At 72.9% G+C, this 14,543-nt stretch carries 13 protein-coding genes; 11 read left to right on the top strand and 2 right to left on the bottom strand.

What is annotated here, in order from left to right:
* Window positions 1-8: 8 nt before the first annotated feature.
* Window positions 9-326, top strand: a complete 318-nt coding sequence (locus ASH01_RS00630) for an acylphosphatase (protein WP_056770097.1) — start codon at window positions 9-11, stop codon at window positions 324-326.
* 18 nt (window positions 327-344) lie between these two features.
* Window positions 345-647, top strand: coding sequence for a chorismate mutase (locus tag ASH01_RS00625; protein WP_056770093.1), 303 nt, complete (start codon window positions 345-347; stop codon window positions 645-647).
* Between the two features lie 37 nt (window positions 648-684).
* Here ASH01_RS00625 and ASH01_RS00620 read toward each other — a convergent pair whose 3' ends face one another.
* A complete protein-coding gene (locus tag ASH01_RS00620) occupies window positions 685-1,335 on the bottom strand; it encodes an MSMEG_1061 family FMN-dependent PPOX-type flavoprotein (protein WP_056770090.1) in 651 nt (216 codons plus the stop codon).
* Between the two features lie 119 nt (window positions 1,336-1,454).
* On the opposite strand from ASH01_RS00620, the gene smc reads away from it, so the two are divergent.
* The 6 genes from smc to ASH01_RS00590 all read left to right on the top strand — a co-directional run bounded on the left by smc (window position 1,455) and on the right by ASH01_RS00590 (window position 11,128).
* On the top strand, window positions 1,455-5,033 hold the full coding sequence (gene smc, locus ASH01_RS00615) for a chromosome segregation protein SMC (protein WP_056770087.1): 3,579 nt from the start codon (window positions 1,455-1,457) through the stop codon (window positions 5,031-5,033).
* 134 nt (window positions 5,034-5,167) lie between these two features.
* Complete coding sequence (locus ASH01_RS00610) at window positions 5,168-5,350, top strand: hypothetical protein (RefSeq protein WP_020142778.1); 183 nt, start codon at window positions 5,168-5,170, stop codon at window positions 5,348-5,350.
* Window positions 5,351-5,482: 132 nt separating this feature from the next.
* Complete coding sequence (gene ftsY / locus ASH01_RS00605; protein ID WP_056770085.1) at window positions 5,483-6,697, top strand: signal recognition particle-docking protein FtsY; 1,215 nt, start codon at window positions 5,483-5,485, stop codon at window positions 6,695-6,697.
* A gap of 203 nt (window positions 6,698-6,900) precedes the next feature.
* Window positions 6,901-8,361 (top strand): ammonium transporter, encoded by a 1,461-nt coding sequence (locus tag ASH01_RS00600; RefSeq protein ID WP_056770082.1) that lies wholly within the window; start codon window positions 6,901-6,903, stop codon window positions 8,359-8,361.
* Entirely contained in the window at window positions 8,358-8,696 is a 339-nt protein-coding gene (locus tag ASH01_RS00595; RefSeq protein WP_020142775.1) for a P-II family nitrogen regulator, read from the top strand. The genes ASH01_RS00600 and ASH01_RS00595 overlap by 4 nt, the downstream gene beginning before the upstream one ends.
* A 68-nt stretch (window positions 8,697-8,764) precedes the next feature.
* Window positions 8,765-11,128, top strand: a complete 2,364-nt coding sequence (locus tag ASH01_RS00590) for a [protein-PII] uridylyltransferase (RefSeq protein ID WP_056770079.1) — start codon at window positions 8,765-8,767, stop codon at window positions 11,126-11,128.
* Window positions 11,129-11,213: 85 nt separating this feature from the next.
* On the opposite strand, the gene ASH01_RS00585 is transcribed toward ASH01_RS00590, so the two are convergent.
* Window positions 11,214-11,645: an NUDIX hydrolase gene (locus tag ASH01_RS00585; protein ID WP_082619319.1), complete on the bottom strand. Its 432-nt coding sequence runs from the start codon at window positions 11,643-11,645 to the stop codon at window positions 11,214-11,216.
* An 87-nt stretch (window positions 11,646-11,732) separates the two neighbouring features.
* On the opposite strand from ASH01_RS00585, the gene ffh reads away from it, so the two are divergent.
* The 3 genes from ffh (at window position 11,733) to ASH01_RS00575 (ending at window position 14,540) form a co-directional block, all read left to right on the top strand.
* Window positions 11,733-13,373 (top strand): signal recognition particle protein, encoded by a 1,641-nt coding sequence (gene ffh / locus ASH01_RS00580; protein ID WP_056770076.1) that lies wholly within the window; start codon window positions 11,733-11,735, stop codon window positions 13,371-13,373.
* Window positions 13,374-13,519: 146 nt separating this feature from the next.
* Complete coding sequence (locus ASH01_RS22780) at window positions 13,520-13,621, top strand: DUF350 domain-containing protein (RefSeq protein WP_235509488.1); 102 nt, start codon at window positions 13,520-13,522, stop codon at window positions 13,619-13,621.
* Between the two features lie 67 nt (window positions 13,622-13,688).
* Entirely contained in the window at window positions 13,689-14,540 is an 852-nt protein-coding gene (locus ASH01_RS00575) for an alpha/beta fold hydrolase (RefSeq protein WP_056770073.1), read from the top strand.
* The last annotated feature ends 3 nt before the right edge of the window (window positions 14,541-14,543 follow it).

Below are 14,543 nucleotides of genomic sequence, written 5' to 3'. Positions count from 1 at the left end.
GTGTCGGGGTGGGTGTCGAGCAGGAGGCCGAGGTGTCCGGCGCGCCGGTCCGCGTGACGCTGTTCGTGCGCGGGGAGGTGCAGGGTGTCGGCTTCCGCTGGTGGACGCGCGCCCGCGCGCTCGAGCTCGGTCTGGCAGGGCACGCCCGCAACACCGCCGACGGTCGGGTCGAGGTCGTCGCCCAGGGGCGACGCGCGGCCGTCGACGCGCTCGAGGCGCTGCTGCGCGAGACCCCGTCGACGACCCGGCGCCCGGGACACGTCGAGAGCGTCGTCGTGCAGCAGGGCGTTCCGAGGGACGGAATCTCCGGGTTCGTCGAGCGCTGACCCGCCTAGGCTGGCAGGGTGAGCGACGTGCCCGAGGTCCCCGCCGAGCTCGCTCGGCTGCGCAGCAGCATCGACAACATCGACGCCGCGCTCGTCCACCTGCTCGCGGAGCGCTTCAAGTGCACCCAGCAGGTCGGCCGGCTCAAGGCCGAGGAGCACCTACCCGCGGCAGACCCGCAGCGCGAGGAGCGCCAGATCGCGCGGCTGCGGGCGCTCGCCGACAGCGCCGGCCTCGACCCGGTGTTCGCCGAGGCGTTCCTGGGCTTCATCATCGCCGAGGTCATCCACCACCACGAGCGCATCGCCAACGGCGACTCGTAGCCGTCGTGCCGGAGGGCGCCGCGCCGGGCCGGTGCCCTCAGTAGAGGGTCGCGTCCTGGCGCTTGTCGAGGGCCGCGTCATAGGCCGCGGCCTCGTCGTCGGAGGCGAACCCGCCGGCCTCACGCGTCATCGCCCCCGCCGTCGGCAGGGTCTTCGGGTCCACCCGTGACGCGCTGTCCCACAGGCGGCTTCGCTTGATCGCACGCGCGCACTGGAAGTAGACGCGCTCGACGGCCACGACGAGCACCGAGGCCGGCAGCACGCCCTTGACCTCGTGACGGGCCAGCTCGTCCGGGTCCGTCGAGACGACGGCGGTGCCGCGCACACGGAGCTCCTCGCCGAGGCCCGGCACGAGGAAGATCAGGCCCACCCGCGGGTCGGCGAGGACGTTGCGCATGGTGTCGAGGCGGTGGTTGCCGCGGCGGTCGGGGATGACGAGCGTGCGCTCGTCGCGCACGACGACGAAGCCGGGACGGTCGCCCCGCGGCGACTGGTCGAGGCCGCCGTCGCCGACCGTGGCCACGACGACGAAGGGTGCCGCGTCGATGATCCGCGCCTGGCTCGGCGTGATGGTCGCCGACTCCTTGGCGAGGCTGTTGGCCGCCGGCGCCGTGGGGTAGACCTCGAGCAGCCGTTCGAGGGTCGTGACCGTGTGTTCGTCGTGCGCTGCGCGCTCCTCGGCATCCACCCGACCACGGTATGCCGTCCGTCCCAGCACGCGCAGGCGCTCACCTCCCCGGAGCACGGCCCCACGACTAGTACGCTGACCGGGATCGCTGGCTGGCTGGACAAAGGATTTCTCGGGTCGTGTACGTCAAGAGCCTCACCCTGAAGGGCTTCAAGTCCTTCGCCTCGGCGACCCACCTGCGTCTCGAGCCCGGCATCACCTGCATCGTCGGCCCCAACGGCTCCGGCAAGAGCAACGTCGTCGACGCGCTCGCCTGGGTCATGGGAGAGCAGGGCGCCAAGTCGCTGCGCGGCGGCAAGATGGAGGACGTCATCTTCGCCGGCACGTCCGGCCGGGCGCCGCTCGGTCGCGCCGAGGTGGCCCTCACCATCGACAACACCGACGGCGCGCTCCCGATCGACTACACCGAGGTGACGATCGCCCGCACGATGTTCCGCAACGGTGGCTCGGAGTACGCCATCAACGGCACCCCGTGCCGCCTGCTCGACGTGCAGGAGCTGCTCTCCGACAGCGGCATCGGCCGCGAGATGCACGTCATCGTCGGCCAGGGCCAGCTCGACACCGTGCTGCGCGCGACCCCCGAGGAGCGCCGCGGGTTCATCGAGGAGGCCGCGGGCGTCCTCAAGCACCGCAAACGCAAGGAGCGCGCGCTCCGCAAACTCGACTCGATGGAGGCCAACCTCACCCGGGTCCAGGACCTCACCGGTGAGATCCGCCGCCAGCTCGGTCCGCTCGGGCGCCAGGCCGAGACCGCGCGCAGGGCGGCCGTCATCCAGACGGACGCCCGCGACGCGCGCCTGCGCCTCGTCGCCGACGACCTCGTCCAGCTGACGTCGACCCTCGAGCAGGAGGTCGCCGACGAGTCCGCCCTCATCGAGCGTCGCTCCGAGGTCGAGGCGTCCATCGGCGACCTCGGCCACCGGCTCTCCACCCTCGAGGAGGCCGCCGAGGCCGCTCGTCCGGCCCTGACCCGGGCCCAGGACGAGTACGTCTCGCTCGGCCGGCTCGTCGAGCGGATGGCCTCGACCCGGTCCCTCGCCGCCGAGCGCGTGCGCCTGCTGAGCGAGGACGACGGGCCAGAGGCCCCCGGCCAGAGCCGCGACCCCGAGCAGCTGCGCGCCCAGGCCGCCGACGTCCGCGAGCAGGAGGCGTTCCTCCTCGAGGAGATCGCCGAGGCCAAGGCCGCCCTCGAGAACGCCGTCCTGACCCGCACCGAGGCCGAGCGCGGTCACGCCGAGGAGACCACCCGCCTGCAGCGCGAGGCCCGAGCCGCGGCGGACCGTCGCGAGGGCCTGGCCAAGCTCGGCGGCCAGGTCGGCGCCAAGGCCTCGCGCATCGAGGCCCGCGAGGCCGAGGTCGGACGCCTGCGCGGCACCATCGAGGCCGCCCAGGCCCGCGCCGCCGAGGCCGAGCACGAGTTCTCCCGTCTCGAGTCCAGTGTCGCCCAGGACGAGGAGGGTGAGGAGGGGCTCGACACGGCCTACGAGGAGGCTGCCGCGCGCCTCGACGCCGCCGAGGCCGAGCTCGCCCGCTGGAAGGAGGCCGAGGCGACCGCCGAGCGTGCCCGCACCACGGCCGCCGCCCGGGTCGAGGCCCTCGGTCTCAGCCTGAGCCGCAAGGACGGCGCCGCGGCGCTCCTCGCCGCCGCCGACGAGGGCCATCGCATCCTCGGCTCGGTCGCCTCCCTCGTCACCGTCGAGCCCGGGCTCGAGAACGCCGTGGCCGCCGCCCTCGGGACGGCTGCCGAGGCCCTGGCCGTCGGTTCGCTCGATGCCGCTGCGGCGGCCCTGGACGCGCTGCGTGACGGCGACAACGGCCGCGCCAGCCTTCTCGTCGCGGAGTCCGCGACCCGCGTCGACCCCTCGTCATGGCCGGCTCTGACGGGCGATGCCCGCTGGGTCCGCGACGTCGTCGAGTGCCCCGACTCCGTGCGCCCGGCCGTGGAGCAGGTGCTCGAGCGCGTCGCCCTCGTGCCCGACGGCGCGGCCGCCCGCACGCTCGTCCGCAGCCACCCCGGAGTCACGGCCGTGACCCGCGGCGGCGACGTCTACGCCCCCGGTGCGGTCCGCGGTGGCAGCACGACGGCGCCCAGCCTGCTCGAGCTGCAGGCCGCGTTCGACGACGCCCAGGACGCGATGGCGCGGGCCACCCGCGAGGGCGAGGAGGCCCGCTTCCGCGTCTCGGGCGCCGACGCTACGCGCGCCGAGCTCGCCGACGCCGTCGAGGCCGCGCTCGAGCGCCTCAACGAGAGCGACGCCCGGATGGCGGCGATCGCCGAGAAGCTCGGCTCGCTCGGCCAGACCCTGCGGGCTGCGCGCTCCGAGGTGGAGCGCACCGAGAAGGCGATCGCGGACGCCACCGCGGCCCTCGAGGCCGACCAGACCGAGCACGCCGCCCTTCTCGAGCGGCTCGAGGCGGCGAGCGGTGAGGGCGACTTCGCCGACGAGCCGTCGACCGAGGAGCGCGACCGCCTCGAGGCCGTGGCCCGCGAGGCCCGTGCCGCCGAGACCGAGCTGCGTCTGGCGCTGCGCACCCGCGAGGAGCGTGCGCGCGCCCTCAAGGACCGCGCCGACGCGCTCGAGCGCGGCGCCCGCCACGAGGAGGAGGCCCGTCAGCGCCTCGCCGAGAAGCGGGCCCGACGCCACCGCGAGGCCGCCGTGGCCGGGGCCGTCCGCACGGCCGCGGCCTGGGCGCACGAGCTGCTCGCCGAGTCGGCCGAGCAGGCGGGTCGCGCCCGCGCCGCGGGGGAGGCCGAGCGCACCGAGCGGGACGCCGAGCTCGCCGTCGTGCGCCGTGACATCGCGACCCTGCAGGCCGAGCTGCGCGAGCTCACCGACACGGTCCACCGCGACGAGGTCGCCCGCACCCAGCAGCGGCTGCGCATCGAGCAGCTCGAGACGAAGGCCGTCGAGGAGCTCGGCATCTCGCCGTCCGACCTCGTGGAGGAGTACGGCCCGCACCAGCTCGTCCCGGCCGTGCCCGACCCCGACGCCGATCCGGACGCGCCCCAGCCCGATCCGGTCCCGTTCGTCCGCGAGGCGCAGGAGAAGCGGCTGCGCCAGGCCGAGCGCAAGCTGAACGCCCTGGGTCGCATCAACCCGCTCGCGCTCGAGGAGTTCACGGCGCTCGAGGAGCGGCACAAGTTCCTCACCGAGCAGCTCGAGGACCTCAAGAACTCCAAGCGTGACCTGCTCGACATCGTCAAGGAGGTCGACGAGCGCGTCGAGCGCGTCTTCGCCGAGGCCTTCGAGGACACCGCGGTCCAGTTCGAGCGCGTCTTCCAGCGACTCTTCCCGGGTGGCGAAGGGCGTCTCGTCCTCACCGACCCGTCCAACATGCTGACGACGGGTCTCGAGGTCGAGGCTCGCCCGCCCGGCAAGAAGATCAAGCGGCTCTCGCTGCTCTCCGGTGGCGAGCGCTCGCTCGTGGCCGTGGCGCTGCTCGTCGCCATCTTCAAGGCCCGGCCCTCGCCCTTCTACATCATGGACGAGGTCGAGGCCGCCCTCGACGACGCCAACCTCGGCCGCCTCATCACCCTCTTCGAGGAGCTGCGCGACAGCTCGCAGCTCATCGTCATCACCCACCAGAAGAAGACGATGGAGATCGCCGACGCCCTGTACGGCGTCAGCATGCGCGGCGACGGCGTCACGACCGTCGTGTCGCAGCGACTGCGCGACGTGGCCGACCGAACCGCCTGACCACACGGCATACGCCCTCCGTCCGCGCGCCCTCCGGGCCGCGGGGCGGGGGAGTGCGCGTCGGCGCCTCGGGTTGCGAAATCGTCACTCCGTGCTATTTGCGTCACACGGGTCACATGCGTCACTCTTGTCACATGGTTTACCTGGTCATCTCGATGCTCGTCGTCACCGTGCTCGCTGTGGCGGTCGTCGGCGTCGTCGCGGTGCCTGCGCACCGCGGCGGCCGGGACCTGCTCACCGCCAAGGGGGAAGGGGTCGCACGCTCGGCACGTCGCCGTGCAGGCACCCTCGGTCGTCCGCGCGCCCGCACGCACTAGCCGCGCCCGACCGCCTGCCCACCCTCCTCGGCCACCGGCCACTGCCGGTGGCCGAGCCGCGTCCCGGGCTGCCCGGGGCCGTGATCGAGGTCGTGATCGCGGCGTCCGGGACCTCCACCCCAGCGTGGTTGGATGGCTGACGTGGACACTGTCTGGACATACGTCATCATCGGCGTCGCCATCCTCGTCGGCGCGGTCGCCTACGGCGTCAGCCTCGTGCGCGGCCGCGGCCGCACCGTCGAGCGCGAGGCCCCGCCGACCCGTCCGGGGCTGCCCGGCGAGGACCTCGACCGCCGGCCACCGAGCGGCACCACCGACACCGTCGCTCCGCCTGCGGGGCCGCCCGCGTCCACGACGCTCGAGCCCGAGGCGCCCACGGCACCGGAGCCGACGCCGGCCCCCGAGCCGACCCTCGAGCGACCGGAGTCCGCACGGGGTCGCCTCCAGCGCCTGCGGGCCCGTCTGGCCAGGTCCAACTCCTCCATCGGCCAGGGACTGCTCGCCCTGCTCTCCCGTGGCAAGCTCGACGAGGAGGCCTGGGAAGAGGTCGAGGACACCCTCATCTCCTCCGACCTCGGCGTCGAGGCCGCGACCGAGCTCGTCGACTCGCTGCGCACCCGCGTCAAGATCGACGGCACCACCGACGAGGCCACGGTGCGGGGCTGGCTCCGCGACGACCTGCTCGCCCTCGTCCAGCCCGACATGGACCGCCGCATCGCGAGCAGCCGCATCGGCGACCGCCCCGCCGTCATCCTCGTCGTGGGCGTCAACGGCACCGGCAAGACGACGACCGTCGGCAAGCTGGCGCGCGTCCTCGTCGCCGAGGACCGTGAGGTCCTGCTCGGTGCTGCCGACACCTTCCGCGCCGCAGCCGCCGACCAGCTCGAGACGTGGGGATCCCGCGTCGGGGTCGCCACCGTGCGCTCCGACAAGGACGGCGCCGACCCTGCGGCCGTCGCCTTCGACGCCGTCAAGGCCGGTATCGAGGAGGAGGTCGACGTCGTCATCATCGACACCGCCGGCCGCCTCCACAACAAGGTCGGCCTGATGGACGAGCTCGGCAAGGTCAAGCGCGTCATCGAGAAGCAGAGCCCCATCGACGAGGTGCTCCTCGTCCTCGACGCGACGACCGGGCAGAACGGTCTCCAGCAGGCCAAGGTCTTCTCCGAGGCGGTCGACGTCACGGGCATCGTCCTGACCAAGCTCGACGGCACCGCCAAGGGCGGCATCGTCGTCGCGGTCCAGCGCCAGCTCGGTGTGCCGGTCAAGCTCGTCGGCCTCGGCGAGGGCCCCGACGACCTCGCCCCCTTCGACCCCGAGGCCTTCGTCGACGCCATCGTCATGTGACGACGCGCGCTCCCGGCCCACGACGACGAGCACGTGTGCCGGACGGCATACGTGCTCGTGGCGTCCGGTGGACGAACGGGAGAGTCCACGATCTGGACGCCCACGGTGCGGGAAACCATCCGCTAACAACCCCCACCGGTTGTTGACACGGCTGTAACAAACGACGCGGTCGCCCGAAATTCGGCCCGTCCATCGTTCTCGCCATGAGCGCACTTACCTTCGTGACGGCAGACGCGCCGTTCACCGACAGCGGGAACACCGCGTGGGTCCTGGCAGCGGCCGCACTGGTCCTGTTCATGACCCCCGGTCTCGCCCTCTTCTACGGCGGCATGGTTCGCACCAAGAGCGTCCTCAACATGATGATGATGTCGTTCATCACGATGGGCACGGTCGGCACGGTGTGGATCCTCTGGGGCTACAGCCAGACGTTCGGCCCCGACATCGGCGGTGGCCTCATGGGCAACCCCTTCACGCACTTCGGCCTGAGTGGCGTCATCGACCAGATCTACGGCTACGTCCCGGCTGACGCCGCGGCGGGCACGGCAGCGGCCGGCGGCATCCCCGCGACCGCCTTCGTCGCCTTCCAGGTCGTCTTCGCGATCATCGCCGTGGCCCTCGTCTCGGGTGCCATCGCCGACCGTGCGAAGTTCAGCACGTGGACGATCTTCACGGTCGTCTGGGCCACCCTCGTCTACTTCCCCGCGGCCCACTGGGTGTTCGCCTTCAGCGGCTACGCGGCCGAGACGGGCGGCTGGATCGCCAACAAGGCCGACGGCCTCTTCCTCGGCGGCGCAGGCGCCTACGACTTCGCCGGCGGCACGGCCATCCACATCAACGCCGGTGCGGCGGGCCTCGCCCTCGCGCTCGTCCTCGGCAAGCGCATCGGTTTCAAGCGTGACCCGATGCGTCCCCACAACCTGACGCTCGTCATGATCGGCGCGGGCATCCTCTGGTTCGGCTGGTTCGGCTTCAACGCCGGCTCGGCGCTCGGCGCCGGTGTCCAGGCTGCCGGCGTCTGGGTCAACACCCTCGCCGCGACCGCGACCGCCATGCTCGGCTGGCTCCTCACGGAGAAGCTGCGCGACGGTCACGCGACCTCGCTCGGCGCGGCCTCCGGTGTCGTCGCCGGCCTGGTCGCCATCACCCCGGCCTGCGCCACGGTCTCGCCCATCGGTGCCCTCATCGTGGGTCTCGTCGCCGGTGTCGGCTGTGCGCTGGCGGTCGGCCTGAAGTTCAAGCTCGGCTTCGACGACAGCCTCGACGTCGTCGGCGTCCACCTCGTCGGTGGTCTCATCGGCACCCTGCTCATCGGCTTCCTCGCCACCAAGGGCAGCCCCACCGGTGCTGCCGGGCTCGACGTCAACGAGGGACTCTTCTACGGCGGTGGCGGCTCCCAGCTCGTCGCCCAGCTCGAGGGTGCGCTGGCCGTCCTGGTGTTCTCCTTCGTGGTCACCTACCTCATCGGTCTCGCCCTCCACAAGACGATCGGCTTCCGCGTGACGCAGGAGGAGGAGACCAGCGGTATCGACCTCGCCCAGCACGCCGAGACCGGGTACGACTTCGGTTCCTTCGGTGGATCCCGGACCGGTGTCGTCGCCGGCCACACCGCCACCGCACCCGCCCCGTCCGCCGAGAAGGCGCCCAAGGAAGAGGCCTCCGCATGAAGCTCATCACCGCCATCATCAAGCCCCACCAGCTCGACGAGGTGAAGGAGGCCCTGGAGGCCTTCGGGGTGGCCGGCATGACCATCAGCGAGGCCAGCGGCTACGGCCGCCAGCGCGGCCACAGCGAGGTCTACCGCGGCGCCGAGTACACCGTCGACTTCGTGCCGAAGGTGCGCCTGGAGGTCCTCGTCGACGACGTCGACTCCGCGGACGTCCTCGAGGTCATCCTCAAGGCGGCCCAGACCGGTCGCATCGGTGACGGCAAGATCTGGTCAGTCCCGGTCGAAGAGGTCGTGCGGGTCCGCACCGGCGAGCGGGGCGTCGACGCTCTCTGAGCGTCGACGGTCCACTCGCAGCACCGAAGAAGCACCACACGCAACTCAAGGGGACGGCGAGACCTGACATGACGGATGTGACCTCACGACGTCTGGACCTCGCCGGCACCCGAACCTTCGCGACGCCCGGCGCGGGCCAGACCCGCCGCCGGGCGCTCGCGGAGTTCGGGTTCGGGTGGCTCCAGGAGCTCTGGCGCGAGGCGTGCGCAGGGCGTCGCCACGAAGGTGTCGCCCTCGCCGCGGTCGGCTCGCTCGCCCGCGGCGACGGCGGACCGCTCAGCGACTACGACCTGGTCCTCGTCCACCACCCACGAGGCCTGTCGGGCAAGGAGGTCGGCGCCTTCGCCGACAAGCTCTGGTACCCGATCTGGGACGCCGGGGTGCGGCTCGACCACAGTGTCCGCACCGTGGCCGACTGCCGGGCCGTCGCGTCCGACGACCTCTCCGCGGCGGTCGGGCTGCTCGACCTCACCCACGTGGCCGGGGACGCCGACGTCGTCAACGCGGCGCGGTCCACCGTGGCGCACGACTGGCGGGCCAACGCCCGCACCCGGCTCGGTGAGATGCAGGAGTCGGTGATCCAGCGCCACGCCCGCCAGGGCGACCTCGCCCACCTCATCGAGCCCGACCTCAAGGAGGCCCACGGCGGCCTCCGCGACATGTCGGTGCTGCGGGCCCTCACGGCCGCCTGGCTGACCGACCGGCCGCACGGCGAGGTCGACGAGGCCTACGAGCGCATCCTCGACGTGCGTGACGCCATCCACGTCGTCACGGGGCGCGGGAGGGACCGGCTGACCCGCGACGACCAGGACGCGTGCGCCGCGCTGCTCGGCTACACCGACGCCGACGACCTCCTCACCGACCTCTCGACGTCGGCACGCACCATCGCGTATGCCGTCGACGGCACCCTGCGCCGCGCCATGCAGTCCCAGCGCGCCCGCACCCTGCGGGTCGGTCCCCGCCGTCCGCAGCTGGCACCCCTCGGCTACGGCCTCTACCGGCACGACGGCGAGGCCGTCCTCGGGCCGTCCGCCGACCTGTCGTCCGACCCGATCACCCCGCTGCGCGCGGCCGTCGTGGCTGCACGCGGCGGCATACCGCTCTCGCCGACGACGCTGAAGAACCTCGCCGCCACCGCTCCGGTCCTGCCGGAGCCCTGGCCCGAGGTCGCCCGCAACCTCTTCGCCGACCTGCTCGCGTCGGGCCCCGGGCTCGTCACCGTGTGGGAGGGCCTCGACCTCGCGGGCGTCGTCGAGCGGTGGATCCCGGAGTGGAAGGCCGTGCGCAGCCGCCCACAGCGCAACGCCGTGCACCGGCACACGGTCGACCGCCACCTCATCGAGACCGTCGTGGCGGCGAGCGGCATGGTCCGCGACGTCGCCCGGCCCGACCTGCTCATGCTCGCCGCGGTGCTCCACGACATCGGCAAGGTGCCGGGGTCGCAGGACCACAGCGTCACCGGGGCCGAGCTCGCCGACACGGTGCTGCAGCGGATGGGCGTCACCGACGCCGATCGCCGGACCATCGTGCGGCTCGTGCGCGAGCACCTCACCCTCGTCGACCTCGCCACCCGCCGCGACCCCGAGGACCCGGCCACCATCGCCGCCCTCTCGGAGGCCGTCGACGGGTCGGCCATGACCCTCGACCTCCTGCGCGCCCTCACCGAGGCGGACGCGTCGGCCGCCGGCCCCAAGGCCTGGAGCGACTGGCGCGCCGGTCTCGTCCAGCGCCTCTACCAGGCCTGCCGCACCGCCCTGACCACCCAGACCCAAGGAGAGGGGCCTCTCGTCGTGGAACCGATCGAGACCCTGCCGCTCGGGGGCGACGCGCTCGACCGCATCGCGTCCGGAGAGCCCTACGTCACCGTGTCATCCCTCGGTGGCGCCCACCGCATCGACATCATCGACCGCGACCGCGCCGGCCTCTTCGCCGACACGGCCGGGCTGCTCGCCGCGCACGGCTTCGTCGTGCGCTCGGCCATCGTCCGCACCATCGACGGCCTTGCCGTCAACGAGTGGTGGGTCGACTCACCGGGCAGCGAGACCCCACTGCCCGAGGTCATCTCGCGCGACCTCGTCCGCGTCGCCAAGGGGGACCGATCACCCCTCGGCAAGCTCCAGCGGCGCAAGTCGAGCGGGGTGCGCAGCCCCGGCTCGGGCTCCGTCGACTCGACGCGCGCCATGGTCATCAGCAGCGCGTCCGACAGCGCGACCGTGGTCGAGGTCCGCGCGACCGACCGTCCCGGACTGCTCCAGGACATCGGCATCACGCTCGCCCGGGCGTCGCTGTCGGTGCGCTCTGCACACATCGCGACGTATGCCGGCCAGACGCTCGACACGTTCTACGTGACCGAGTTCGGCGGGGGCCAGCTCGCGCCCGCTCGGGCCGCCCAGGCCGTCGCGATGATCATCGACACCTGCGACGCCGACTGACCCGTCGGGTCGACCAACCGGCACGACGGCGTCTCCGGCGGCCGACCGAGCGTGGCCGCGGGCGAGCGTCCTGTTGGTTGACCCGTCAGTCGAGCAGGCCGGCGTCGTGGAGGTGGTCGAGGACGAGGCGGTCGACGGCCGACACCCGGTCGCCGTCGCGGGCCGTCAGCCAGGCGATCTCGTCGATCTCCCGCGACGGCACGAGCTCGCCCGTGTGCGTCGCCGTGTAGCAGGTGAGGCGCACGACGAGCCCGTCCGTGCGGGCGTCGGCGAGCGCCTCGAACGTGCCGACGTGCGCCGCGGTCGCCGGGTCGACGGACACCGCGAGCTCCTCGTCGAGCTCGCGGACCAGCGTCTCGAGGTCGCTCTCGCCCGGCTCTCGCTTGCCACCCGGCAGGTAGAAGCGGTCCCGGCCGGCGTTGCGGGCCGTGAGGAGCCGGCGCTCCTCGAGGTGGATCCACGCGATCTTGTCGATGAACGGCGGGGTCGGGGACGGCAGGGCACTGGGGTCACTCACCTGCGCGACCCTACGCGGCGGCCCACGCCCTCGCCCCCCGGAGGCCACCGAGTCGGAAGTGGTCGGCGGAGCGGATAACCTTGCCGGGTGTTTGCATCCCTGTCTGACCGCCTGACCGCGACGTTCAAGAACCTCCGCGGCAAGGGCCGACTCACGGAGTCCGACGTCAACGCGACGATCCGCGACATCCGCCTCGCCCTGCTCGACGCCGACGTCGCCCTGCCCGTCGTCAAGCGGTTCACCGGGTCGGTGCGCGAGCGCGCCCTCGGTGCCGAGGTCAGCCAGGCGCTCAACCCGGCCCAGCAGGTCGTGAAAATCGTGCAGGAGGAGCTCGTCGCCATCCTCGGCGGGCAGACGCGCACGATCCGCTTCGCCAAGCAGCCGCCGACGGTCATCATGCTCGCCGGCCTCCAGGGCTCGGGCAAGACGACCTTCGCCGGCAAGCTCGGCAAGTGGCTCAAGGACCAGGGCCACACGCCCCTCCTCGTCGCCGCCGACCTCCAGCGCCCCAACGCCGTGACCCAGCTCGAGGTCGTCGGCGAGCGCGCCGGTGTCCCCGTCTTCGCGCCCGAGCGCGGCAACATGGGCGGACACGACGCCGTCCTCGACTCCGGCGAGGGCACCCGGTCGTTCGGCGACCCGGTCACCGTGTCGCGGATGGGCATCGAGCAGGCCCGCGCCAAGCAGTACGACGTCGTCATCGTCGACACGGCCGGCCGTCTCGCGGTCGACGCCAACCTCATGCAGCAGGCGTCCGACATCCGCTCGGCGATCTCGCCCGACGAGGTCCTTTTCGTCATCGACGCGATGATCGGCCAGGCCGCCGTCGAGACGGCCCAGGCCTTCCACGAGGGCGTCGCCTTCACCGGTGTCGTCCTGTCCAAGCTCGACGGTGACGCCCGGGGTGGCGCCGCCCTGTCGGTCGCCGAGATCACCGGCGAGCCGATCATGTTCGCCTCGACCGGTGAGAAGGTCACCGACGTCGAGGTCTTCCACCCCGACCGCATGGCGAGCCGCATCCTCGACATGGGCGACGTGCTGACGCTCATCGAGCAGGCCGAGCGCGCGTTCGACAAGCGCGAGGCCGACGAGATGGCCCGCAAGTTCCTCGCCGAGGAGGACTTCACCTTCGAGGACTTCCTCTCGCAGATGAACGCCATCAAGAAGATGGGCTCGCTCAAGTCGATGCTCAAGATGATGCCGGGCATGCAGGGGATGCGTGACCAGCTCGACGCCTTCGACGACCGCGAGTTCGACCGCGTCGAGGCGATGGTCCGCTCGATGACGCCCTTCGAGCGCACCCACCCCAAGCAGATCAACGGCTCGCGCCGCGCCCGCATCGCCAAGGGCTCCGGCGTCACCGTCACCGAGGTCAACCAGCTCCTCGAGCGCTTCGGCCAGGCCCAGAAGATGATGAAGTCGATGGCCCGCGGCGGCGGGGGCGGCCTGCCGGGCATGCCCGGCATCCCCGGCACGGGCAAGCGCGGCAAGCAGCAGCAGCCGCAGCGCAAGAAGAGCAAGAGCGGCAACCCCGCCAAGCGCGCCGCCGAGGAGCGGGCCGCCGCGGAGAAGGCCGCCTCCGGGCGCGCCGCGTCGGCGGCCGGCGCCTTCGGGGCTCCCGGCGCCAACGGTGCCGACGGCGCCGGTGCGGCCGACGAGGACCCGCTGGCCGGCTTCGACCCGTCGAACCTGCCCAAGGGCTTCGAGAAGTTCCTCGGCGGTCGCTGACCGGTCGCGAACGGCCCGACGAGGCCGCGGGTGACCGCGGACGTCGGCCGGCTGGCCGACCCCGCAAGATTCTGGACTGACCGAGGGATCCGACGACGCCCGTGTGGCGTCGGAGGCGCGTCCTGACGAGTCGTCACGACGACCCCATGGCCGAGCTCGTGACGCAGCGCGACTTCCGCCCGGCCTCGATCGTGGCCGCGGCCGTGCAGCTCGCGGTGTCGCTCATCGTCGTCGCCTCGATCGCCTGAGCGGTCCCCGTCCGGAGCGCGACCCGACGCCCGTGACGGTGCCCGCCGGGCGCCATACGCTCGATGCGTGGTCACCACCGACGGACGCTCGCGGGTGCGGCTGCCCGACGGGCGGCGTCTCGACGTGTGGCTCGGAGGTGACCCGCGGGGCACCCCGCTCGTCTTCTTCCACGGCACCCCGGGCGGGCGGCTGCAGGCCGCGCTCGGCGACGGCGCGGCCTCCCGCGCCGGCGTCCGGCTGGTCGCGTTCTCCCGTCCGGGCTACGGCGGTTCCACGGACGGACCCACGACGCTGACCTCCGTCGGGACGGACGCCGGCTCGGTCGCGGACGCGCTCGGGATCGACGCCTTCGCCGTGCTCGGCGTCTCCGGAGGAGGGCCGTATGCCGTCGCGGCCGCAGCCGTCCTGCCCCAGCGCGTGCGCGTGGTCGGGGTCGTCGCCGGGATCGGGCCTCTGCTCGAGCTCGACCCGTCCGCGGCGGCCGACCCCGCGGTCCGCGCGGCGCTCGCCGGGGACCTCGACGAGGCGGTCGCCCTCCAGGACGGCGCGATGACCGACCGCGGGCGGGGGAGCGGACCGGGTGCTCGGGCGAAGGTCCGCGTGGGCGGCTTCGTCTCGCCCGAGATCCTCGAGCCGTGGACCGGCAGCGGTCGCCCCGGCGTGCCGTCCTACCGCGGGGTGTCGCGGGACGCGCTCGCCTTCACGGCCGGCTGGGACGTCGACCTCGGAGACGTCCGCGCCCCGGTCCACCTCTGGTACGGCGACCGTGACCGGACGGTCGGGCTCGAGCACGGGCAGTGGCTGCACGCCCACCTGCCGACGTCCCGGCTCGTCGTCCGGGAGGGCGCCGGACACCTCGCGACGCTCCTGGCGCACTGGGCGGACGTCCTCACGGATCTGGCGCGCGACGGAGGTTAGGGT

Source organism: Terrabacter sp. Soil811, assembly GCF_001429655.1.
Classification (GTDB): Bacteria; Actinomycetota; Actinomycetes; order Actinomycetales; family Dermatophilaceae; genus Terrabacter.
This window is presented reverse-complemented; position numbering and strand designations above follow the sequence as displayed.